Below are 21643 nucleotides of genomic sequence, written 5' to 3'. Positions count from 1 at the left end.
TTGCCTCAGCGGGCGTACGCGTCCAGCAACCGGTCGTACTCCGCCTTCGTCACCGGCAGTACCGTGCCGTGCCGGGGACTGGTCGGCAGCTCGAAGTTCTCGGGCACCGTCCACCTGCCCGAGTCGAGGTCGGTGGTCTCGAAGGGGATGTAGCCGCGGCCGCCGAACTCGTCGATGAACAGGTACCACTTCTCCTCGGTGTTGGACTTGAAGACCGTCGGCCCCTCGCCGCGCGCGATCGCGCCCTTGCCGATACAGTCGGCGACGAAGCCGTACGACGTGGAGCGCAGGTCGTCGGACTTCTCGGCGGTGATGAACTTGGAGCACGGAGTGGTGGAGGAGTTGTTCCGCTCGTCCTTGGTGAAGCGGTAGTAGCTGCCGTCGTGGCGGATCACCGTCGAGTCGATGACGGAGTAGCCGGGGTCGTGCCACACCTCGGGCTCGCTGAAGGTGTGGAAGTCGCGCGTCGTGGCGTACAGCATCTTGTTGTACGTGGTGCCGGTGTGGCCCGGGTCGTCGGCGGCGTACACCTTGGACGCCCAGAAGACGACGTACGAACCGAGCTTCTCGTCGTAGTACGCCTCCGGCGCCCAGGTGTTGCCCGCGGTGTCGGGGGAGACCTTCACCAGGCGCTGGTCGGTCCAGTGGACGAGGTCGGTGGACTCCCACACCATGACGGACTTGCTGCCGGTGCGCTGCACCTGGTCCCAGCTGCCGCCGCTGCCGCCGTGCATCCGCAGGTCGGTGGCTATCTGGTAGAACTTGTCGCCCTCGGGGGAGCGGATGACGAACGGGTCGCGCAGCCCCTTGGTGCCGAGCGTGGACGTGAGGACCGGCCTGCCGCCGTTCAGCTCCTGCCAGTGCAGGGGGTCGTTGCCCCGGCTGAGCGCCATCCGGACCTGCTCGCCGTCGGACGTTCCCTCACCGGTGAAGTAGCTGAAGGCGTAGCCGGTGTACTTCCGCTTCTTCGGCAGTGCGGGAACGGTGGCCGTGAACGTGCGGCGCGTCCGGGCCTCGCCGCGGGTGACGGTCGCGGTGAGCTCCACGGCGCGGGGGCCCTTGCCGTGCTTGGGCCGGTGCACGAGACCGGTGGCGTCGATGACGGAGGGCTCGTCGGAGGCCCAGCGGACGGCCGTGCGGTGGGAGCCCGCGGTGGGCAGGGTGAGATTTCCGCGTACGTCGTCGAGGTTGTGGACGGTGAGTTCCCGGGCGGCCAGGGCGGTGGCCGCGGTGTCGTCGCCGGGTGCCGGCCCCGCGTGGGCGAGGCCGCTCCCCGGTACGGCCAGCAGGCCGACGAGCAGGGACAGCAGGGGCAACAGGATGCGTGGGCGCAAGGGCGCGGGTCCTTTCGGGGGTGCCGTGAGCGGCGGCTTCGGGCTCGTCGGGGCCCCGGACGAAGCCCGGGGAGTTCGGGGACACGCCCGAAGGGAGGTCGGAGGTCCGGGACTCGCCCCGGTCCGGGAAGGGGCGGGCAGGAGGGAAGAGCCCCGCAGGGCGCAACGCCCTGACGGTGCCGGACGCTAACCCCCCGCCCGACACGCCGACAAGGGCCCCGGGCGGAATCCGTTCGAAATCAAGCGCGGCGTTCGGGTGGTCGGACGGAAAAACCCTTCGGTCGCGCTCCAAGGGGGCTGGTGTGCGCGCCCGCTGCCGATTACCGTCTCCGCTGCACAGGATTTCGTACGTCGTTCGACATGTCGAACATTTCCCTGAGGAGGGCTCCGTGAGCCGCGATCACATACCGGCCACCCGCCGAGGAGTGCTGAAGGGCGCCCTCGCACTGGGCGCCGTCGCCGCCGTTCCCGCCGTCGCGACCCCCGCCCACGCCGTCGCCGCCCCCGCCAACCCCCTGGTCCGCCACCGCGCCGACCCGCACATCCACCGCCACACCGACCGCCGTTACTACTTCACCGCCACCTCGCCCGAGTACGACCGGATCATCCTGCGCCGCTCCCGCACCCTCGCCGGTCTGGCGACGGCCGAGGAGTCCGTCATCTGGCGCCGGCACACCACCGGTGACATGGCGGCGCACATCTGGGCGCCCGAGATCCACCACATCGACGGGGCCTGGTACATCTACTTCGCCGCCGCGCCCGCCGACGACGTCTGGAAGATCCGCATCTGGGTCCTGGAGAACCGGAACGCCGATCCCTTCGAGGGGACCTGGACCGAGAAGGGGCAGCTCACCACCGCCTGGGAAACCTTCTCGCTCGACGCCACCACCTTCACCCACCGGGGCAGCCGCTACCTCGCCTGGGCGCAGCACGAGCCCGGAATCGACCACAACACGGGCGTCTTCCTCTCCCGGATGGCGAACCCGTGGACCCTCACGGGACCCCAGGTGCGCCTGACCACGCCCGAGTACGACTGGGAGCGCATCGGGTTCAAGGTCAACGAGGGGCCCGCGGTGATCCGGCGCAACGGCCGCCTCTTCATGACGTACTCGGCGAGCGCGACCGACGCGAACTACTGCATGGGCCTGCTCACCGCCGACGAGGACGCCGACCTGCTCGCCCCCGGTGCCTGGGCGAAGTCGCCGGTGCCGGTCTTCACCAGCAACGACACGACCCGCCAGTACGGCCCGGGGCACAACTCCTTCACCGTCGCCGAGGACGGCCGTACCGACGTCCTCGTCTACCACGCCCGGCAGTACAAGGAGATCAGCGGCGACCCGCTGCACGACCCCAACCGGCACACCCGCATCCAGCGTCTGCGCTGGAAGCCGGACGGCACCCCGGACTTCGGCGTCCCCGTCGCGGACGGGCCGGTCAGGCTCGTCGGCAAGGGACGCCCCTGACACGCCGGCGCCACTCTCCCGCCCGCGTCCGCGGCTCCGCCGCCGACGCGGGCGCAGTGCTGGGCCGTGCGCCCGGCAGCTGATTCACCGACCTCCTGCGCAAACCGTTGACGGGCCCGGCGGGCACTCGTACATTGCCCCGGCAAGCGCTTTCCTAAAACGATTCAATCGCCAGCCGAAGGGGTGAACCATGCGCACAACCAGGCATGTCGAGAGGCGTACCTTCCTGAAGGCGGCCGGCGCCTCACTGGCGACCGTGGGGCTGACCGCCGCGGGGTGCGGGGGCGGCAGCGGCTCCTCCGGTGGCGGCCCCGTCACCATCAGGTATGCCTGGTGGGGCGCCGACGACCGCGCCAAGAAGATCAACGAGTCGATCGCCCTCTTCGAGAAGAAGCACCCGAAGATCAAGGTCAAGACGGACTTCCAGCCCTACGTCGACTTCTGGAAGAAGTTCAACACGCAGGCGGCGGGCGGGAACCCGCCGGACGTCATCCAGAACGCGGTGACCTTCCTGCGCAAGTACGCCGCCCGCAACGTGCTCCTCGACCTGAACCCCCAGGTCGAGGCGGGCAACCTCAGCACCGACAACTTCCGCGCCGGCCTGGAGAAGTTCGCCGAGATCGACGGCAAGCTGCTCGGCCTGCCGGTCGGCTCGAACTCGATGGGCTACATCATCGACGAGAAGGTCTACGAGAAGGCCGGTGTCACGCCCGAGTTCGGCTGGACCTGGGACGAGTGGTACGCCGGCCTGCAGAAGATCAAGAGCAGGACCGGCGTCCCCGGCGACTCGGGACCGCACTCGATCATGTACTACTACGACCTGAAGCTGCGGCAGCAGGGCAAGGCGTTCTTCACCGAGGACGGACTCGGCTTCCAGGAGAGCGACCTCGAAGCCGAGTGGACCGAAGCAATGAAACGAATCAGGTCCGGCGTCTACAGCGACGCCAAGAGGGTCGAGCAGATCAAGCCCAAGGCCGCGACCGCCGGTGGACTTTCGGCGGGCGAGTTCACCTGGGACAACTTCACCGTCCGCTACGCCGCCGAGGGGAAGAGCTCGTACGGCATCGCGCCCATCCCGACGACCGACGGCAAGAAGACGGGCCAGTACCTCGGCTCCCTGATGCTCAGCGGCACCGCCCGCACCAAGCACCCCAAGGAAGTGGCCACCTTCATCAACTTCATGGTCCACGACCCGGAGGTGGGCCGGATCATGGGTTACGACCGCGGAGTGCTCTCCACCACCGAGCAGTTCGAGGCGTTCGAGCCCACCGACAAGGTGAGCAAGCAGATCTCGGAGTACGAGACGAAGATCGCCGGAACGGGCGTGCTCGAACCCATCACCCCGCACCCCGCCGGCGCCGACGTCATCGAGGCGGCCTTCCTGCGCCTCGCCACCGAGATGAGCCTCGACAAGGCGTCACCGGGCGAGGCGGTCGACAAGTTCTTCACGGAGGCGAAGACGGCCTTCACCGCGAACGCCTGATGGGGCGGACAGTGACGCACACCGGACACGCCCCGCCGCCGGCGGCCGCCCGCGCCGAGCCCCCGCCCGGTGCCGGGCGGGGCGGCACGGAGCGCCCCGCCGAACTGCGGCGCAGCAACCGCCGCGAGAACCTGGCCGGCTACCTCTTCATGTCGCCCTGGATCGCCGGCTTCCTGCTCCTCACGGCGGGCCCCATGGCCGCCTCGCTCTACTTCGCCTTCACCGACTACAACCTCTTCGACGCACCCCGGTGGATCGGCCTCCAGAACTTCAGCGACATGTTCGCCGACCCCCGCTGGCAGAAGTCGGTCGAGGTCACGGTCAAGTACGTCGTCATCGGTACGCCGCTGAAACTCGCCGCCGCGCTCGGCGTCGCCCTGCTGCTCGCCCAGAGCCGCCGGGGCCAGGCCTTCTACCGGGCCGCGTTCTACGCCCCGTCGCTGATCGGCGCGAGCGTCTCCGTCGCCGTCGTGTGGCGGGCGCTCTTCACCGACGACGCCGTGGTCGACCGTACGCAGCAGCTCTTCGGCATGGACGCCGGCGGCTGGGTCGGCGACCCCGACATGATCCTGTACGCCCTGGTCGCGCTCACCGTCTGGCAGTTCGGCGCGCCCATGGTCATCTTCCTGGCCGGGCTGAAGCAGGTGCCGCGCGAGCTGTACGAAGCGGCCGAGATGGACGGCGCCGGCCCCTGGCGCCGGTTCTGGAACATCACCCTGCCGATGATCTCCCCGGTGCTCTTCTTCAACGTCCTGCTGGAAACCATCCACTCCTTCCAGATCTTCGGCTCCGCGTACATCCTCGGCGGCCAGGGCAACCCCTGCGGGCCCGCCGACGCCACGCTCGTCTACACCTGCTACCTCTACCAGCAGGGCTTCGAGAACAGCCGGATGGGCTTCGCCTCCGCCATGGCCTGGATGCTGCTGATAGCGGTCGGCCTGGTGACGGCGGTGCTGTTCTGGTCGCAGAAGCGCTGGGTGCACTACGAGGAGAACGCCCGGTGACCCTTACTCTCGACCCCACCTCGTCAGGCCGGCGCAGCCACGCCGGATCACTCGGCTGGCACCTGGGCGCACTGGCGGTACTCGCCGTCGTGCTCTACCCGGTGGTCTGGGTGCTCGGCGGGTCCTTCAAGCCCGGCAACGAGATCATCGGCAGCCTCGACCTGCTGCCGACCGATCCGATCGTGGCCAACTACACGCGGCTCACCGAAGGCATCGCGGGCATCCCCATCTCCACTTTCTTCGTCAACTCCACCATCCTGGCCGTGGGTTCGGTCGGCGGAGTGGTGATCTCCTGCTCGCTGGCCGCCTACGCCTTCACCAGGATCAGGTTCGCGGGGCGCAACCTCCTCTTCACCCTGATGATCGGCACGCTGCTGCTGCCGTACCACGTCCTGATGATCCCGCAGTACGTGCTGTTCCAGAAGCTGGAACTGATCAACACGATGGTCCCGCTGCTGCTCGGCAAGTACCTCGCCGTCGACGCCTTCTTCGTCTTCCTCATGGTGCAGTTCATGCGTGCCCTGCCCAAGGAGCTGGACGAGGCGGCGCGCCTGGACGGCTGCGGACACTTCCGGATCTACTGGTCGATCGTGCTGCCCCTGTGCCGCCCCGCCCTGATCACCAGCGCGATCTTCACCTTCATCAACGCCTGGAACGACTTCATGGGCCCGCTGCTCTATCTCAACGAGCCCGAGAAGTACACCGTCTCGCTGGGGCTGAAGATGTTCGTCGACCAGGACGCGGTCGCCGACTACGGCGGCATGATCGCCATGTCGCTGGTGGCACTGCTGCCCGTGCTGGCGTTCTTCCTCGCCTTCCAGCGCTACCTCATCGACGGCATGGCCACCTCCGGCCTGAAGGGCTGAGCGGCCGTGTCCCGCTTCCAGGAGCGTTTCGGGGTCTTCGCCGAGTGCCTGCTCACCGGCGTGTGGATCGCACTCGCCTCGCTCCCGCTGGTGACGTGGCCCGCGGCGCTCGCCGCCGGGGCGCGGCACCTGCGCCGCCATCTGGCCGGCGAGGAGAGCGCCGGATGGCGGGAGTTCGCCGCCGACTTCCGTCTCGCGGCCCGCCGGGGCTGGGCCGTGGGCCTGGCCGGCTGGGCGGTGGCCTGGCTGCTGTGGCTGGACCTCGCGGCGGTACGGGCGGGCCTGCCCGGCGGCCCCCTCGTCGGCACGGTCGGCATCCTCGCCTTCATCGGCTGCGCGGTGGCGGTGCTGCGGGCGGCCGCCGACTGGCGGCCGTCGGCCTCCTGGCGCGTCCTGCTGGGGGCGGCGGGCCGGCGTACGGTCCTCGACCCCGCCGGATCGCTCCTGATCGTCGGCGGATTCGCGGTGGTCGCCGCCTCCGCCTGGTTCGTGGCGCCGCTGGCCGTGCCGGTGACCGGCGCCGTCACGGCGGCGGCCGTCGCCGTGGAGCAGCGGTACGCGACCCGCTGAGGCCGCCGCCTCCCTCACCCCACCACGCCTCACACCACGCTTCCCCCAACGGAAGGGCACAACGATGTCTCCGATCCCCCGCAGGTCCCTCCTCAAGGCGGCGGCGGTCGCCGGCGCCGCCGCCCAGTTCAGCTGGGCCCTGGGCACCGCCGACGCCCAGGCCGCGCCCCGGGCCGACGCCGCCGACACGGACCCGGTGACCCTGAAGTGGCTGGAGGACACCGGCCTGGGAGCCGCCCCCGGCGCCACCCTCGGAGTGCCGTGGCCCAAGGGCGCGTACGACAAGGACCAGACGTTCGCGCTCACCACCGCCGAGGGCAAGGACGTCCCCGTCCAGTCCTGGCCGCTCGCCCACTGGCCCGACGGCTCGCTGAAGTGGACCGCGCACGCCGTCGGCCCCGAGGCGACCGCCGCCGCGTTCACGCTCAGCGCCGGGACGCCGGCCGCGCCCGCCCGCAAGGTCACGGTCTCCGCCGGCGGCGGCACGATCGACGTGTCCACGGGCGTCATCACCGCGAAGATCGGCAAGAGCGGTTCGACCCTGGTGAAGTCCGTCCGCCGTGGCGCCACCGAGATCGCCGGGGACGGACGGCTCGTCCTCCTCAGACAGGGCGAGATCGAGGACGGCGACCAGGGGAGCACGAAGTACGAACGCTTCGAGAGCGCCATCTCCAGGACCGAGGTGGAGCAGGACGGGCCCGTCCGCGCCGTCGTCCGTATCGACGGCAGGCACCGCCGCGGAAACCGCAGCTGGCTGCCGTTCTCCGTACGGCTCTACTTCTACGCGGGCGCCGAGTCGTTCCGCATGGTGCACACCATCACGTACGACGGCACCCAGGAGCCCGGCAGGGCGAGCGGCGACTTCATCCGCGGCCTCGGCGTCCGCTTCACCGTGCCGATGCGCGACGAGGCGTACGACCGCCACATCCGGATCGGCGGCGACGGCACGGGCCTGCTGCGCGAAGCCGTCAAGGGCATCACGGGCCTGCGCCGCGACCCAGGAGCCGCCGTCCAGGCCGCGCAGTTCGAGGGGAAGAAGCTGCCCGACCCGGCCACCTGGGACCAGCGCGTCACCAGCCGCCTCCACCTCATCCCCACCTGGGGCGACTACACCCTCAGCCAGCTCTCCGCCGACGGCTTCACCCTGCGCAAGCGCACCAAGGAAGGTCACGGCTGGATCCCGGCCGGCGGCGGACGCCGCGCTTCCGGCTTCGGTTACGTCGGCGGGGCGAGCGGCGGGCTCTCCTTCGGGCTGCGCGACTTCTGGGAGAAGCACCCGGCCGGACTCGACATCCGCGGCGCGCACACCGACGAGGCCGAGGTCACGCTCTGGCTCTGGTCGCCCGAGGCCCCGCCCATGGACCTGCGCTTCTACCACGACGGCCTCGGCCAGGACACCTACGCCGAACAGCTCGAAGGCCTCAACATCACCTACGAGGACTACGAGCCCGGCTTCGGCACCCCGTACGGCATCGCCCGCACCAGCGAACTCCTCTTCTGGGCCCACGGTTCCACACCGGACGCCGCCGCGCTGGCGCAGGAGGTGACGGCCGTCCGCACCCCGCCCCAGCTCGCCGCCCCGCCCAAGCAGCTGATCAAGGCCAAGGTCTTCGGCGGCCTGTTCTCCGAGCCCGACCGGTCCGTGCCCGCCAAGGCGAAGATCGAGGACCACCTGGACTTCCTCTTCACCTACTACAAGGACCAGGTCGAGATGCGGCGCTGGTACGGCTTCTGGGACTACGGCGACGTCATGCACAGCTACGACCCGGCCCGCCACCAGTGGCGCTACGACGTCGGCGGCTACGCCTGGGACAACTCCGAGCTCTCGCCCGACCTCTGGCTCTGGTACGCCTACCTGCGCTCCGGCCGCGCCGACATCTTCCGCTTCGCCGAGGCCATGACCCGCCACACCGGCGAGGTCGACGTCTACCACCTCGGCACCTGGGCGGGCCTCGGCACCCGGCACGGCATCCAGCACTACGCGGACAGCGCCAAGCAGCAGCGCATCGCCAACACCACCTACCGCCGCTTCTACTACTTCCTCACCGCCGACGAACGCACCGGCGACCTCATGCACGCCAACGTCGACTCCGACGAGACCTTCCTCGCCCTCGACCCGATCCGCAAGATCCGCACCGAGCCGTACACCCCCGACCGGCACGCCCTGTCCGTCGGCTTCGGCACCGACTGGAGCGGACTGGTCTCGGCCTGGCTCACCGAGTGGGAACGCGGCGGCCCCAAGGCGGCGAAGGCCAAGGCCCGGGTGCTGTCCACCATGGAGACGATCGCCGCCCAGCCCAACGGCTTCGTCCAGGGCAGCGGCCTGTACGACCTCGACACCGGCCGGTTCGCCGTCGCGAAGGAGGCCAAGGTCGAGGTCTCGCACCTGTCGGCGGTCTTCGGACTGAACGAGCTGTGCGCCGAGCTGATCCACCTCGTCGACATGCCGGAGTTCAAGGAGGCGTACCTCGACTACTGCCGCTACTTCAACGCCACCAAGGCCGAACAGGCCGCGCGCTACGGCAAGAACTTCGGCTCGCTGATCCTCTTCCAGGGACACTCGCGGCTCGACGCGTACGCGGCGGTGCAGAGCGGCGACGAGAAGCTGGCCAGGCGCGCCTGGGAGAAGTTCTACAACAGCGACGGCTACAAGGAGTCGTCGCCGTGGGCCACGGAGAAGGTGAGCGGGCCGGTCACGCTCGTGCCGGGCAGCGAGGCGAACTGGGTCTACACCAACGACACCGCGCTGTACGGCCTCGCCGCCATCGAGAACCTGGCGCTGATCGGTGACCGGATGCCGTAGGCCGTACGACCGGGCGCCGCAGGCCGTACACAGCAGGCCGGTGCCGGACGCCGCAGGCCCCGCCGGGCCCGCCGTCGTCCGGCACCGGTGCGGCAAGGGGATCGCCCGGTCCGTCTCCACCCGCCTCGGCGCCCGGGAGCCGGACCGGACCCGGCCCTGTCCGCCGCGGCCGAGGACGCCGGCAGCCACCTCTTCGCGTCCACGGCACCGCGCCGGCCACGAAGGCGCCGCTCGACGGCCGGCCGGCGCAGTGCGGGTCGTGCGGCCCGGCACCTGACACACCGTCAGAATTTTTGGAGCCGACGGGCTCTGCGGACCGAACCATTCACAACGACTCATGGGCGGGCGGGCGCGGTGCGGCGGAGGCCGGGACCGACGCCCGCCGGCCGAAGGAAGAAGGCATGGACTTGGCCATGGCACAGCCGCCGGGCATCAAGGACGTGGCCCGCGCCGCCGGGGTCTCGGTCGGCACGGTGTCGAACGTCCTCAACCGGCCCGATACCGTCGCCGGGCCGACCAGGATCCGGGTGCTGTCCGCGATCAGCCGGCTGGGCTATGTGCGCAGCGATTCCGCGCGCCAGCTCCGGGCGGGCCGCAGCCGCATGATCGCCCTGCTCGTACTCGACATGGGCAACCCGTTCTTCGTGGAGGTCGCGCGCGGCGCCGAACGCGCGGCGCGCGCGGCAGGGCTCGGCGTCATGCTCTGCAACAGCGGCCAGAGCCCCGCCGAGGAGGCCGACTACCTGGGCCTCTTCGCCGAACAGCGAGTACGCGGCGTGCTGCTCACACCCGCCGACGCCACCGGCCGCACCATCGAGGACTTCCGTCGCCACGGCATCCCCTTCGTCCTCGTCGACCGCGTCGCCGAGGGGCGGGACGGATGCTCCGTCTCCGTCGACGACGTCACCGGCGGGGCGCTCGCCGTACGCCACCTCGTCGACGCGGGCCACCGCGACATCGCGTTCGTCGGCGGCCCCGTCCGGCTCCAGCAGGTCAAGGACCGCCGCGACGGCGCCCGCACGGCACTCGCCGAGGCGGGCCTGGAGCCCGGTGCGCTCAAGGAGATCCCCACCGACCGTCTCGACGTGGCGGCGGGCCGCGACGCGGGCGCCCGGCTGCTCGGCCTGCCCGACGCGCACCGGCCCACCGCCGTCTTCTGCGCCAACGACCTGCTCGCGCTCGGCGTGCTCCAGGCGATGTACGCGGCGGGTGTCGGCGTGCCGGACCGGCTGGCGATCGTCGGGTACGACGACATCGAATTCGCCGCCGCTGCCGCCGTCCCCCTCACCTCGGTGCGCCGGCCCGCTCCGACCATGGGCGCCATGGCCACCGGTCTCCTCCTGGAGGAGACCGGGACCGCCACCGCGCCGGACCCCGGCCCCGACCACGAGCACGAGCACCAGCGCGTGGTGCTCCAGCCCGAACTGGTCGTACGCCGCTCCACGCTGCCACCCCGCGCCGGCTGATCCGCCGGCCGAGCTCCCTGCCACCGGCCACCCTGGCGGCCGGCACCTGCGCATCGCCGCCCGCCTCACCGGCCGGGCCGCCGCCGGCCGGGCCGTCCGTCACGGCTGAATGAGCAATGTCCGCAGACCCCAAAACCTGCTTGTGCTTCACGGGTGTTCGACACGCGGCACATCAGGACCTTCCACGAAGTGGTCAGGACCGGCTCGTACTCCGCCGCAGCCCGTGCCCTGGGGTACACGCAGCCCGCGATCACCCAGCAGATGAAGGCGCTCGAACGCGACGCCGGTACGCCCCTGTTCACCCGGGCCGGCCGTGGCCTGCGGCTCACCGAAGCGGGGGAGACGCTGTCGCGGCACGCGGCCGTCATCCTCGACGACATGTCCGCCGCCCGGCAGCAGATGGACTCCCTCGCCCGGCTGCGCGCGGGACGGGTACGCGTCTGCGCCTTCCCCGGCGCCAGCGCCACCCTCGTCCCCGAGGCCGTGGCCCTGCTGGCCGCCGGCCACCCCGGGGTGGGAGTGGAACTCCTGGAGGACGAGCCGCCCCGGTCGCTGCGGCGCCTCGTACGCGGCGAATGCGACGTCACGCTTGCCTTCACCTATCCGGGGCCGCACGAGGACGTGCCGGACGAGGTCGGCGAAGTACCGCTGATGGAAGACCAGTTGCTGGTCCTGCTGTCGGCCGGGCATCCGCTCGCGCGGCGGCGCGCGGTGCGGCTCGTCGACCTCGCGGACGAACGCTGGATCGCCGGCTGCCCCCGCTGCCGGGTCCACTTCCTGCACGAGTGCGCCGAACAGGGCTTCGCGCCCGACATCGCCTTCACCACCGACGACAACCTCGTGGTGCAGAGCCTCGTCGCGGAGGGACTCGGGGTGGCCATGATGCCGGGCCTGGTCCTCGACTTCCTCCGCCACCCGAAAGTGGCGGGACGGGCGTTGCAACCGGCGTCCCGGCGTCGGATTTCGGCGTACGTCCTGCGCGAGCGGCTGCGGATTCCGGCCACGGCGCTGGTGCTCGGGGAGCTCAGGACGGTCGCGGCGAACAGGATCGGCTGCTGACGGCGCCCCGCCCGTAAACCCATAAGCGGAGCTTGGCCGTTGCCGCACAAACCCTCCTTGGACGCCGCGGCCGGGCGGCGCGAGGCTGCCCGTATGACCACCGAGACCACAGCCATGACCGGGCGCGCGACCACGCGTCTCGCCGTACTGATCTCCGAAGTCCGCGAGGCCGTCGCCCTCGGCCTGCCGCCCGACCCGACGGCGTACCTCGTCGGCGAGCGGATCGCGCCGCGCCTCGGCGCCGACGACCTGCTCACCGCCGAACACGAGCGGCGCTACCGGCTGGTCCCGTCCTGCGGCGGTACGGCGGCGCGGCTGGTCGCGACGGAGGACGTCGTCAACCCACGGGGAACGGTGTGCGGGCTCGCGCCGCCCGGAGACATTCACCAGATTTGGAACGCGGGCACGGACGTGGCGATCTCCCTCCATGTGTACGGCGCGGACCTGTCGCGTCTCGGCACGAGCGTCCGGCGGGTGTACGCGATGAGCCCCGGCCTCTGAGTGCGCCGCTGCCCGCAGACCCATTGACACGCGCGGAGGGCGGGCGGAAACTGCGGGGCGAACTGATCGCGAACTTAAGTTCACTGAGCGAACGCACGCTCTTTCTGTCCTGCCCCGCCCTGATCCGCCCCGCCCCCGATCTGCCCGCCCCGATCCGAAGGTTTCCCATGCCCCAGAGATCCCTGCGCCCCGTGGCGCTCGTACTCGGCCTGTGCTGGCTGGCCGTCTTCTTCGACGGCATGGACGTCAACATCTACGGCGCGGTCATGCCGCACATGCTCGACGACCAGGGCCTGGGCCTGACTCCGGCCAGTGCGGGCACCATCGGCAGCTGGACCACCTTCGGCATGCTCCTGGGCGCGCTGGCCGCCGGAAACCTCACCGACTGGCTGGGCCGGCGGCCCGTCGTGATCTGGTCCGTGATCCTCTTCTCGCTCGGCTCGGCGCTCTGCGCGCTGGCCGAGGGGCCCGCGTTCTTCGGCGCCGGGCGCTTCGTCGCGGGCCTGGGGCTCGGCGGGCTGATGCCCACCTGCCTGGCCATGGTCATGGAGTTCGCCCCGCGCGGCCGGGTCGCCCTCGCGACCGGGCTGCTGATGACCTCGTACCACGCGGGGGGCATGGTGGCCACCGGCCTCGGCCTGTCCCTCGCCCCGGCGTTCGGCTGGCGCTGGGTGTTCTGGGCCGGTGTCGCTCCCGCGATCGTCGCCGTACCGCTCATCGTGCGCCACCTGCCGGAGTCGCCCGGCGTGCTGCTCGCCCGCGGCCGACGCGCCGAGGCCGACGCGATCGCCGACCGGTACGGACTGGAGCGCCCCGAGCCCGCCGAGGCGCCGGCCGCCGGGGCCAAGGGCCGCTGGGACTCGGTGCTCGCGCTGTTCGCCCCCGGCTGCCGCTGGGCGACCCCGCTGCTGTGGGTCGCGTCCTTCTGCGGCCTGCTCCTCGTGTACGGAGTCAGCACCTGGCTCCCGCAGTTGATGCGCGCCTCGGGTTACGGCCTCACCTCCTCCATCAGCTTCCTGATGGTCATCAACGCGGGCGGCATCGTCGGCATGCTGGTCGCCGGACGCACCGCCGACCGCTTCGGCGCGGTGCGCGTCTCCGCCCTGTGGTTCGTCCTGACCGCCGCCGGAGCGCTGCTGATGGGGCAGGAGCTGGGACTGGCCCTGATGTACGGCGTCGTGTTCCTCACCGGCGTCTGGCTGTTCAGCGCCCAGGTGATGGTCTACGCCGCCACCAACACGGTGTACGCGCCCGGTCAGCGCGCCACCGGCCTCGGCTGGGTCACCGGTGTCGGCCGGCTCGGCGCGGTCGTCGGCCCCTCGCTGGGCGGGGCCCTGGTGGCCAACGGCATGCAGGACTGGGGATTCACCGCCTTCGCGGTGGCCGGGCTCTGCGGAGCCGCGGCCATCTCGCTGGTGCCGCTGACGGCCCGTCGGAGCAAGCGGAGCGGAGCCGGCGCCGCGGCCGCGACGGCGACCGCCTGACCGGCGGGTCCCGGCCGGTGACCGGGCCCGCGGGTAACGGCCGTTCACTCGTCCTGGATCAAAGTGCGCCGATCGATTCCGCACCGCGGTGCTGCCGGGCTACGCTCGGGTTCCACCACCTTTTGGGGAGGGATGATGGTGCCCGTCCCGGAGCACCCGGCCACCGTCCCGCTGCTGGAACGAGAGACGGAACTCGCCGCCGCCACGCGCGCCGTCGAAGCGCTCTGCGCGGACACGCCGGCCGGTGGAGTCCTGGTCTGCAGCGGCGAGGCCGGCCTGGGCAAGACAGCGCTGCTGTCCGAGATCCGGCGGCTCGCCGCCGGGCGGTGCACGGTGTGGTCCGCGCGCGGAGGCGAGGCCGTCACCTCCGTCCCCTTCCACGTCGTACGGCAACTGCTGCAGCCCGCCCTCGCCCTGTCCGGCGCCGTGGACGCCAGGGAGCTGCTAGGCGGCGGGTACGAGATCATCGGGCCCGCGCTCGGCGTGGCTCCGCCCGACGGGCGGGCGGATCCGCAGGGCGTCCGTGACGGTCTGGACGCCCTCGTCCTGCGGCTGGCGGCCACGCACCGGCCGCTGGTCCTGGTGGTCGACGACGCGCACTGGTCCGATCTGGAAACGCTCGGCTGGCTGGCGTCCTTCGTCCAGCGCGAGGACCTCCCGGTGCTCGTCGTCATCGCGTACCGCCCCGAGGAACCCACCGGCGACACGGCGGAGTTCATCCGGGCGGTGGAGGCTGTCGCCCGCCAGTGCGTCCGCCTGCGGGCACTCACCCCCGAAGCCGTGGCCGGTCTCGCACGGGCCGCGCTCGGGCAGTACGCGGACGACTCGTTCTGCCGTGAGGTGTGGGCGGTCACCGGCGGCAACCTCTACGAGACCGTGGAGCTCGTCGCCAAGGTGCGCGACGAGAACCTGGACCCCGTGGAGGGTTCCGCCGGCGCCCTGCGCGCCCTCGGCGCGTCCGCGCGCGGCACCGGCCTGATCGCCAGACTCGAAGAACTGGGCACCGCGGCCACCAGGTTCGCCTGGGCGGCCGCCATCCTCGGCACCGAGATCTCACTGGACCTCGCCGCATCGCTCGCGAGCCTGGACCGCGACCAGGCCGCCGACTGCGCACAGCGGCTGCGCGCGGCCCGCATCCTGGCGGGCAGTGACCCGATGGAGTTCGTCCACCCGCTCATCGCGGGCGCCGTCTACCGCGCCATGCCGCCGGCCACCCGCACCGCCATGCACGGCCGGGCCGCCTGGACACTCACCCGGGCCGGCCTGGGCGCCGCTGCCGCCGCCAGGCACCTCCTCGAAGTCCACCCGGACGACGACCCGGAACTGGTCGCCCAACTGCGCGAGGCCGCCGCCGAGCACCTCGCCGTCGGCGCCCCGGACGCCGCCAGGCGCTGTCTGGAGCGCGCCCTCCTGGAGCCGCCGCTGCCCGAAGAGCACGCGAAAGTCCTGTACGAACTGGGCTGCGCCACCCTGCTGACCTCACCCGCCACCACCGTCGGCCACCTGACGGCAGCCCTCGGCATGCGCGGTCTCGACGCCGGCCGGCGCGTGGACGCGGTCTTCCGGCTGTCCCAGGCCCTCACCCACAACAACCAGACGCGGGAGGCGGCGCAGGTCGTGGCCGCCGAGGCCGCCAGAACCGCCCCGGGCCCCGCCAGGATGCGCCTCCAGGCCGTGCACTTCCTGTGGGAGGGTGTACAGGCGGCCGAGGACGACGGCCCCGGACGCTCCCGGCGCCTCGCCGAGACGACCGACGGCCTCCAGGGGCGCGACAACTCCGAACGCGCACTGCTCATACTGAGGGCCTTCGACGCGGCCGCGCGCGGGGAGAACGCGGAGGAGATCGTCCAGATCTGCGACCGCGCACTGCTGGACGGCCGGCTCGCGCCGGGCCTCGGCTGGACCAACACCGAATGGGGCTTCGAGCCCCCGGCCCTGCTCGGCCTCGCGTACGCCTTCGCCGACCGCCTCGACCGGGCGGAGAGCCTCTTCGACGAGGCGCTGCGCGACTTCGAGATCTCCGGCTGGAGCGGCGGCCACCTGGCCTTCGCGCACGCCCTCGTCGGCTACCTCCAGCGCAGGCGCGGCAGGCTCGCCGAGGCCGAGGCGCACCTGCGCGAGAGCCTGCGCCTGGCCCAGCGCGTCGGCAACGGCCTGCCGATGCACTGGGACGCCGCCTGCATGCTCATCGACACGCTGCTCGCGCGGGGCAGGACCGAAGAGGCCCAGGAAGCGGCCGACCGCCACGGGTTCGCCCCGCCGTACCCGTCGTCGATCGTCGTCCCCGACGCGCGGTGCGTACGCGGAAGGCTGCTGCTGGCCCAGGGCCGCACCGAGGAAGCCGTCGTCGAACTCGAAGCCGCCGGGCAGGCGTTGACGGCGCGCGGCCGGCACAACGGTGTCATGGCCCCCTGGGCGGGCGACCTCGCCCGCGCGGTGGCCGCCGACGACCCCGGCCGCGCGGCCGCCCTCGCCGCCTACGTGCGCGACCGCGCGGAGCGCTTCGGCACGGACACCGCCATCGGGGAATCACTGCGCTGCGCGGCGGCCCTGGAGGAGGGGGAGCGGGCCGTGGAACTGCTGGCCAAGGCGGTCGCGTTCCTCGAAAACTCCCCCTGCGCGTACGAGCACGCCCTGGCCCGCGTCGAGTACGGCATCGCCGCGCGCTGCGAGGACGAGCTGGCCCGGGGCCTGGCCCTCGCGGAGAAGTGCAGCGCCGACGGACTGGTGGCGCGGGCCGGGGAGGCGCTGAGTTCGCTCTGAAGCCCGCTCCGGCCTGTCCCGGCCTGCTCTGACTTGTCCCGGCCTGTTCGGGAGCGCTTCGGGCCGTTCCCCGGGATCAGCGCTCCAGCTCCTTGTGCGCGCTCTCGGGAAGCCGGAAGTACACCGCGGTGGACACCAGGCAGAGCGCGGCGACGTACCACGGGAACAGCCCCGGACGGCCCAGCTCCTTGAACAGCGTGCCCACGTACGGCGCCGTCCCGCCGAAGAGCGCGACCGTGAGGGAGTACGGGAAACCGATGCCGGCGGCACGCACCCTGGCCGGGAAGATCTCCGCGTTGACCGCCGCCGAGATCGAGGTGAAGCCGGTGAGCAGGACCATTCCCGCGCACTGCACGAGCAGCAGCGACATGAAGGAGCCGTTGACGGAGCGCAGCAGCGGCACGCTCAGCAGCGCGAAGCCGATACCGAAGAACAGCAGCAGCGGCTTGCGGCCGTAACGGTCGGAGAGCAGCCCGCCGACCGGCTGGAGCAGCGCGAAGAAGGCCAGTGAGACGGTGCCCGCGAGCAGCGCGTCGGACTTGGCGATGCCCGCGTTCAGTTCGGCGTACGTCGGCAGGTAGGACGTCCACGTGTAGTACGCGATCGTGCCGCCCGCCGTGATGCCGCAGATCAGCAGTGACTGGCGCGGGTGGTGGCGCAGGGCGTCGAAGAGGCCCGGACGGGGCTTGCGCACATGCTCGGTGGCGAGCGTCTCCTGGGCCCCGCGGCGGATCCAGAACCCGACCAGGCTGAGTGCCGCGCCCACGACGAACGGAACGCGCCACCCCCAGCCCTCCATCGCCCCCTCGCCGAGACCGGCGACGAGCGCGGCGGCGATGCCGGACGCGGCGAGCTGGCCCACGGTGGTCGAGACGTACTGGAAGCTGGAGAAGAGACCGCGCCTGCCGGGTCCGGCGGACTCCACCAGGAAGGTGGTCGAGGCGGCGAACTCGCCGCCGACGGAAAGCCCTTGGAGCAGCCGGGCGCCGACCAGCACCACAGGGGCGAGGATCCCCGCGGACGCGTACGTCGGTGTCAGGCCGACCAGCAGGCTGCTGCCGCCCATCAGGAGAATGGTGACGGTGAGCGCGGTACGCCGCCCGTGCCGGTCCGCCACGGCGCCCATCAGCAGGCCGCCGACCGGCCGCATGAAGAAGCCGACGGCGAAGACGGCGAAGGTGGAGAGCAGGGGGACGAGGGAGTTCCCGGCGCCCGGGGGAAAGATCTGGCCGGCGATGTAGGTGGCGAGGAAGGTGTACGCGTACCAGTCGTACCACTCGACGGCATTGCCCACGGAGGCCGCGAGCAACTGCCGGGCGGGGCGGCGCGCGGGGGCGAGGGTTTGTGTCATGATCATGACCTTCCCCCGGTGGAAGCGGTGTCAACCGCCCCGCCGCGGCGCCGGCGCCCGGCCCCCGGAGGTGCCGGCCGCTTCCCCGCCGCCCCGTACCGCCGGGGCGTGCTCGTCATCGCCCGCGCCGTCGGCCGCGCGGACAGTCCTGGCCGCGGGAGGTACTGGCCTGATGCCGCCGGCGGCGTCCGCCGGCGCGTGACCCTCGCGAGCGTCGTCCGCGGGACTTTTTGGCCGGCCGGTCGAAGGGGCAGCCTCCTGGTGCACGTGCGAAGGAGGCTGAAACGATGTTCGAAGGCTTCAAAACCGAGCAGGTCCAGACCGGTGAGGCATCCGTCTTCGTCCGCCACGGCGGAGAGGGCCCGCCGGCACTGTTGCTGCACGGCCACCCCCGGACCTCCGCGACCTGGCACCGCGTCGCCCCGCTGCTCGTCGAACGGGGCTTCACGGTCGTCTGCCCCGACCTGCGGGGGTACGGCCGGTCCCGTGGTCCGGCGCCCACCGCGGACCACTCGGGTCATTCCAAACGTGCCGTCGCCGGCGACATGGTGGCGGTGATGCGTTCCCTCGGGCATGCCCGGTTCGCGCTCGCCGGACACGACCGCGGGGGCGCCGTCGCGTTACGTCTCGCCCTCGATCACCCCCACGCGGTGTCCCGGGCGGCGTTCATCGACTGCCTGCCCGTCACCGAGCACCTGTCCCGCATCACCGCCGAGTTCGCCACGCAGTGGTGGCACTGGTTCTTCTTCGCCCAGCCGGACGTACCCGATCGGGTCATCAACGCGGACCCGGACAGCTGGTACCCCGGCGACCCGCGGAGCATGGGGCAGGAGAACTACGACGAGTGGCGGGAGGCCACGAGGAACCCCGACGTGGTGCGGGCGATGCTGGAGGACTACCGGGCCGGCCTCACCGTCGACAGGCACCACGAAGAGGCCGACCGGGCCGGCGGGACACGGGTCCGGTGCCCCGCACTGATCCTGTGGTCGCTCCGGGACGACCTCGAAGAGCTCTACGGAGACCCCTTGGAGATCTGGCGGCGCTGGGCGCCCGACGCACGCGGCCACGGCATCGACTCCGGGCACCACGTGGCCGAAGAGGCCCCGGACGCGCTTGCCGCCTCCCTGGGAGACTTCTTCGGCGGCTGACCCGGGCGGGAACGACCGCCCCGGCCGCCTCCCGCCCGGCTCGGGAGGTCCGGCCGGGGCGCTAACGCCTGGAGCAGCGCAGGCTCTTCAGGTCGACGGCGTCGCTCATCGTCCGCATCCCCAGGTCGTTGGGGTGGAGGTGGTCGCCGCTGTCGTACGCCGGAAGGATCCGTGACGGCGCGGCCGGGTCCTTGAGCGCCCCGTCGAAGTCGACGACCGCGTCGAACACACCGCTGTCGCGGACGAAGGCGTTGACCTCCTGCCGTACGGCCTCTCCCGCCGGTGTCCACTCCCGCCAGCCCTCGTACGGCATGACGGTCGCCCCGACGACGCACACCCCCGCGGCGTGCGACCTGTCGACGAGCTGCCGGTAACCGGCGATCAGGTCGGCGGCCGTCGGCGCGGGCACGGCCTTGATGTCGTTGACCCCTTCGAGCAGGACCATGGTGCGCACGCCCCGCTGCGAGAGCACGTCCCGGTCGAGGCGTTTGAGCGCGCTCTCGCCGGCGCCGTCCTTGAGGACCTTGTTGCCGGAGATGCCCTCGTTGGCGACGCCCTTGATGCGCGAGCCGGGGTCGGCGTCCAGCCGGCGGGCCAGGAAGTCCGGCCAGCGGCGGTTGGTGTCGCGGGTCGAGATGGCGCCGTCGGTGATCGAGTCGCCGAGCGTCGCCACGGCGCCGGTGCCGCGCCGGGCGTCGACCGTCACCGCGTCGAGGTAGAACCACGAGGTGATCTTCTGGGTGTAGGGCGTGGCGGAGCCGTCCGCGGCGTGGTCTCCGGCGGGCGCGATGTACGAGGTCTGCAGGGCCATCTTGTGACCGGTCGCGGCGCCGCCCGCCTGCCGTACGTACACGCTGACGGCCAGGTCCGACCGCGGCCGGACCGTGCCGGGCAGCGGGTCGCTGTGGACGGACCCGCCGGGCGGGACGGTGACCGAGGGCGATCCGGCGAAGGTCAGCGGCCGGTTGGTGCCCGGCACCAGCGCGGCGCCGGTGGCGCGCAGTCCGGCGTAGGCGCGGCCGAACGTCACCGGCTGGTCGCCGAAGGCGTTGGAGAGCCGGATCCGCAGCCCGCTGCCGCCCGCGCTCGTGTGCACGACGAGCCGGTACGTACGTTCGGGGGCCGCGCCCGCGGTGGACAGCCGGTCCGTACTGGCGGCCCAGGTGACGACGGGGGTGGTGCCGCGCGCGGCGGAGGCCCCGGGGGACGGGGCGGCGGTGGACGGCGGCCCGGAGGCGAGGAGCGTCCCGATCGTGACGGCGACGGCCGCCAGGGAGCGCGGGGCGTATGTGCGCAACACGGGTCTGTTCATGGCGTGGAGGTCCCTCCCCTGGGCATGGGCATGCCGGAAACGGCACTCAGGGAATTGACTCCCGGCACGGCACGTGTTGTCCAGGGTGCGAAACCGGCAGCGGTGGCCCGCGCGAAGGGGGTCAGGACCCCTGGTGCGGCACAGTGGACCACGCCGGAGCGGTGTCCGCGACGCGGCACGCCATCAGGTAGAGCGGAATCGGCGGCGTGTACGGCGAGTTGCCTTCCGGCGAGTGGATCAGGCGCGGACGCGTCGCGGGTACGTACACCCCGGGGACGTACTGGGCCGGCTGCGGCCAGAGGAGACCGTCGTCGGACTCGGCCGGCACGACCCACCACCACCAGTCGGTGTCGGCGAAGACGCAGCCGGGCCGTGACAGGTGCGCCATCATCCGGAATCCGTGCCGCGCGGGAAGGCCCACCGCGTCGCAGCCGAGCGGTACGGAGAGGCCGGGCGGAACGGGCAGCCGGACCCGCCCGTCGCCGTGCCTGCTGGGTCCGCCGTGCTCACTGTGTTCGCCGTGCCCGAGGTTCGCACGGCGGCGGGCGCGCGAAAGGCGGGCGGCCGGCAGGTTGGTCATCACGGACCTCAGCAAGGAAGCTCCGCCCAGACGATCCGGCCAGGGCCGTCCACGACGTCGCGCGTTCCCCAGAAGCTGCTCAGGGCGTCGACGAGCTGCAGTCCGCGCCCGTGTTCCTCGTAGCCGGCCTGGCGCAGCTGCGGACCGGTGGGACGCATTCCCTGGTCCTTCACGGCGACACGCAGCCGGCCGTCGCTGTCGCGCAGTTCGCACGCGACGTGCTCGCTCGCGGTGTGCAGCACGGCATTGGTGAACAGTTCGGTGACGATCAGAGCCGCCGTGTCGCAGGCGTCCTCGTCGACGCCCCACTGCGTGAGCTGCTGCCTGGTCAGGCGCCGGGCGGCGGACACGCATTCCGTTCGTGCGGGTAATTCGAATCCGTACCGGCGTATGGCTGTCCCCCGGCATAGGTCCATGAGCTGGGGGACGAGCGCAGTGCCTGGTGCCACGAGCGTT

The 21643-nt window shown here is 71.9% G+C and carries 16 protein-coding genes and 1 pseudogene; 12 read left to right on the top strand and 5 right to left on the bottom strand.

What is annotated here, in order from left to right:
* Positions 1 to 14: 14 nt before the first annotated feature.
* Positions 15 to 1238 (bottom strand): annotated as a pseudogene (locus BN1555_RS04100) (immunoglobulin-like domain-containing protein); the annotation flags it as partial.
* 485 nt (positions 1239 to 1723) lie between these two features.
* Between BN1555_RS04100 and BN1555_RS04095 the strand changes: the two are divergent.
* The 11 genes from BN1555_RS04095 (at position 1724) to BN1555_RS04045 (ending at position 16796) form a co-directional block, all read left to right on the top strand.
* The gene (locus BN1555_RS04095) at positions 1724 to 2797 is read left to right on the top strand and encodes a glycoside hydrolase family 43 protein (RefSeq protein ID WP_093797925.1); all 1074 of its coding nucleotides are present in this window, start codon (positions 1724 to 1726) and stop codon (positions 2795 to 2797) included.
* A 190-nt stretch (positions 2798 to 2987) separates the two neighbouring features.
* Positions 2988 to 4280 carry an ABC transporter substrate-binding protein gene (locus tag BN1555_RS04090; RefSeq protein ID WP_093797923.1) on the top strand — a complete coding sequence of 431 codons (1293 nt, stop codon included), beginning with the start codon at positions 2988 to 2990 and terminating at the stop codon, positions 4278 to 4280.
* Positions 4280 to 5284 carry a carbohydrate ABC transporter permease gene (locus tag BN1555_RS04085; protein WP_093797921.1) on the top strand — a complete coding sequence of 335 codons (1005 nt, stop codon included), beginning with the start codon at positions 4280 to 4282 and terminating at the stop codon, positions 5282 to 5284. Before BN1555_RS04090 ends, BN1555_RS04085 begins: the two co-directional genes overlap by 1 nt.
* Positions 5281 to 6150, top strand: coding sequence for a carbohydrate ABC transporter permease (locus BN1555_RS04080; protein ID WP_093797919.1), 870 nt, complete (start codon positions 5281 to 5283; stop codon positions 6148 to 6150). The genes BN1555_RS04085 and BN1555_RS04080 overlap by 4 nt, the downstream gene beginning before the upstream one ends.
* Positions 6151 to 6156: 6 nt before the next feature.
* Positions 6157 to 6720: a hypothetical protein gene (locus tag BN1555_RS04075; RefSeq protein WP_093797917.1), complete on the top strand. Its 564-nt coding sequence runs from the start codon at positions 6157 to 6159 to the stop codon at positions 6718 to 6720.
* A 64-nt stretch (positions 6721 to 6784) separates the two neighbouring features.
* Positions 6785 to 9523 carry an exo-rhamnogalacturonan lyase family protein gene (locus tag BN1555_RS04070; protein ID WP_093797915.1) on the top strand — a complete coding sequence of 913 codons (2739 nt, stop codon included), beginning with the start codon at positions 6785 to 6787 and terminating at the stop codon, positions 9521 to 9523.
* Between the two features lie 413 nt (positions 9524 to 9936).
* The gene (locus tag BN1555_RS04065) at positions 9937 to 10989 is read left to right on the top strand and encodes a LacI family DNA-binding transcriptional regulator (RefSeq protein ID WP_093803165.1); all 1053 of its coding nucleotides are present in this window, start codon (positions 9937 to 9939) and stop codon (positions 10987 to 10989) included.
* 153 nt (positions 10990 to 11142) lie between these two features.
* Entirely contained in the window at positions 11143 to 12048 is a 906-nt protein-coding gene (locus BN1555_RS04060) for a LysR family transcriptional regulator (protein ID WP_093797913.1), read from the top strand.
* A 93-nt stretch (positions 12049 to 12141) separates the two neighbouring features.
* Positions 12142 to 12549, top strand: coding sequence for a cupin domain-containing protein (locus tag BN1555_RS04055; RefSeq protein WP_093797911.1), 408 nt, complete (start codon positions 12142 to 12144; stop codon positions 12547 to 12549).
* A 167-nt stretch (positions 12550 to 12716) separates the two neighbouring features.
* A complete protein-coding gene (locus BN1555_RS04050) occupies positions 12717 to 14033 on the top strand; it encodes an MFS transporter (RefSeq protein ID WP_093797909.1) in 1317 nt (438 codons plus the stop codon).
* Between the two features lie 135 nt (positions 14034 to 14168).
* Positions 14169 to 16796, top strand: coding sequence for an ATP-binding protein (locus tag BN1555_RS04045; protein WP_093797907.1), 2628 nt, complete (start codon positions 14169 to 14171; stop codon positions 16794 to 16796).
* A gap of 76 nt (positions 16797 to 16872) precedes the next feature.
* Here the strand turns inward: BN1555_RS04045 and BN1555_RS04040 are convergent, their stop codons facing one another.
* Positions 16873 to 18147, bottom strand: coding sequence for an MFS transporter (locus tag BN1555_RS04040; RefSeq protein WP_093803164.1), 1275 nt, complete (start codon positions 18145 to 18147; stop codon positions 16873 to 16875).
* A 287-nt stretch (positions 18148 to 18434) separates the two neighbouring features.
* On the opposite strand from BN1555_RS04040, the gene BN1555_RS04035 reads away from it, so the two are divergent.
* Complete coding sequence (locus BN1555_RS04035) at positions 18435 to 19295, top strand: alpha/beta fold hydrolase (RefSeq protein WP_093797905.1); 861 nt, start codon at positions 18435 to 18437, stop codon at positions 19293 to 19295.
* Positions 19296 to 19356: 61 nt separating this feature from the next.
* Here BN1555_RS04035 and BN1555_RS04030 read toward each other — a convergent pair whose 3' ends face one another.
* From BN1555_RS04030 to BN1555_RS04020, 3 genes are all read right to left on the bottom strand, one after another.
* Positions 19357 to 20607, bottom strand: a complete 1251-nt coding sequence (locus BN1555_RS04030; RefSeq protein ID WP_093797903.1) for an SGNH/GDSL hydrolase family protein — start codon at positions 20605 to 20607, stop codon at positions 19357 to 19359.
* Positions 20608 to 20728: 121 nt separating this feature from the next.
* On the bottom strand, positions 20729 to 21187 hold the full coding sequence (locus BN1555_RS04025; protein WP_255305869.1) for a hypothetical protein: 459 nt from the start codon (positions 21185 to 21187) through the stop codon (positions 20729 to 20731).
* 8 nt (positions 21188 to 21195) lie between these two features.
* A complete protein-coding gene (locus BN1555_RS04020) occupies positions 21196 to 21636 on the bottom strand; it encodes an ATP-binding protein (protein ID WP_093797901.1) in 441 nt (146 codons plus the stop codon).
* Between the last annotated feature and the right edge of the window lie 7 nt (positions 21637 to 21643).

Source organism: Streptomyces sp. Wb2n-11, from assembly GCF_001049855.1.
In the GTDB taxonomy this organism is placed as follows: Bacteria; Actinomycetota; Actinomycetes; order Streptomycetales; family Streptomycetaceae; genus Streptomyces; species Streptomyces altiplanensis.
The sequence above is the reverse complement of the archived record's forward strand: the minus strand, read 5'-3'. Positions and strand labels throughout refer to the sequence as shown.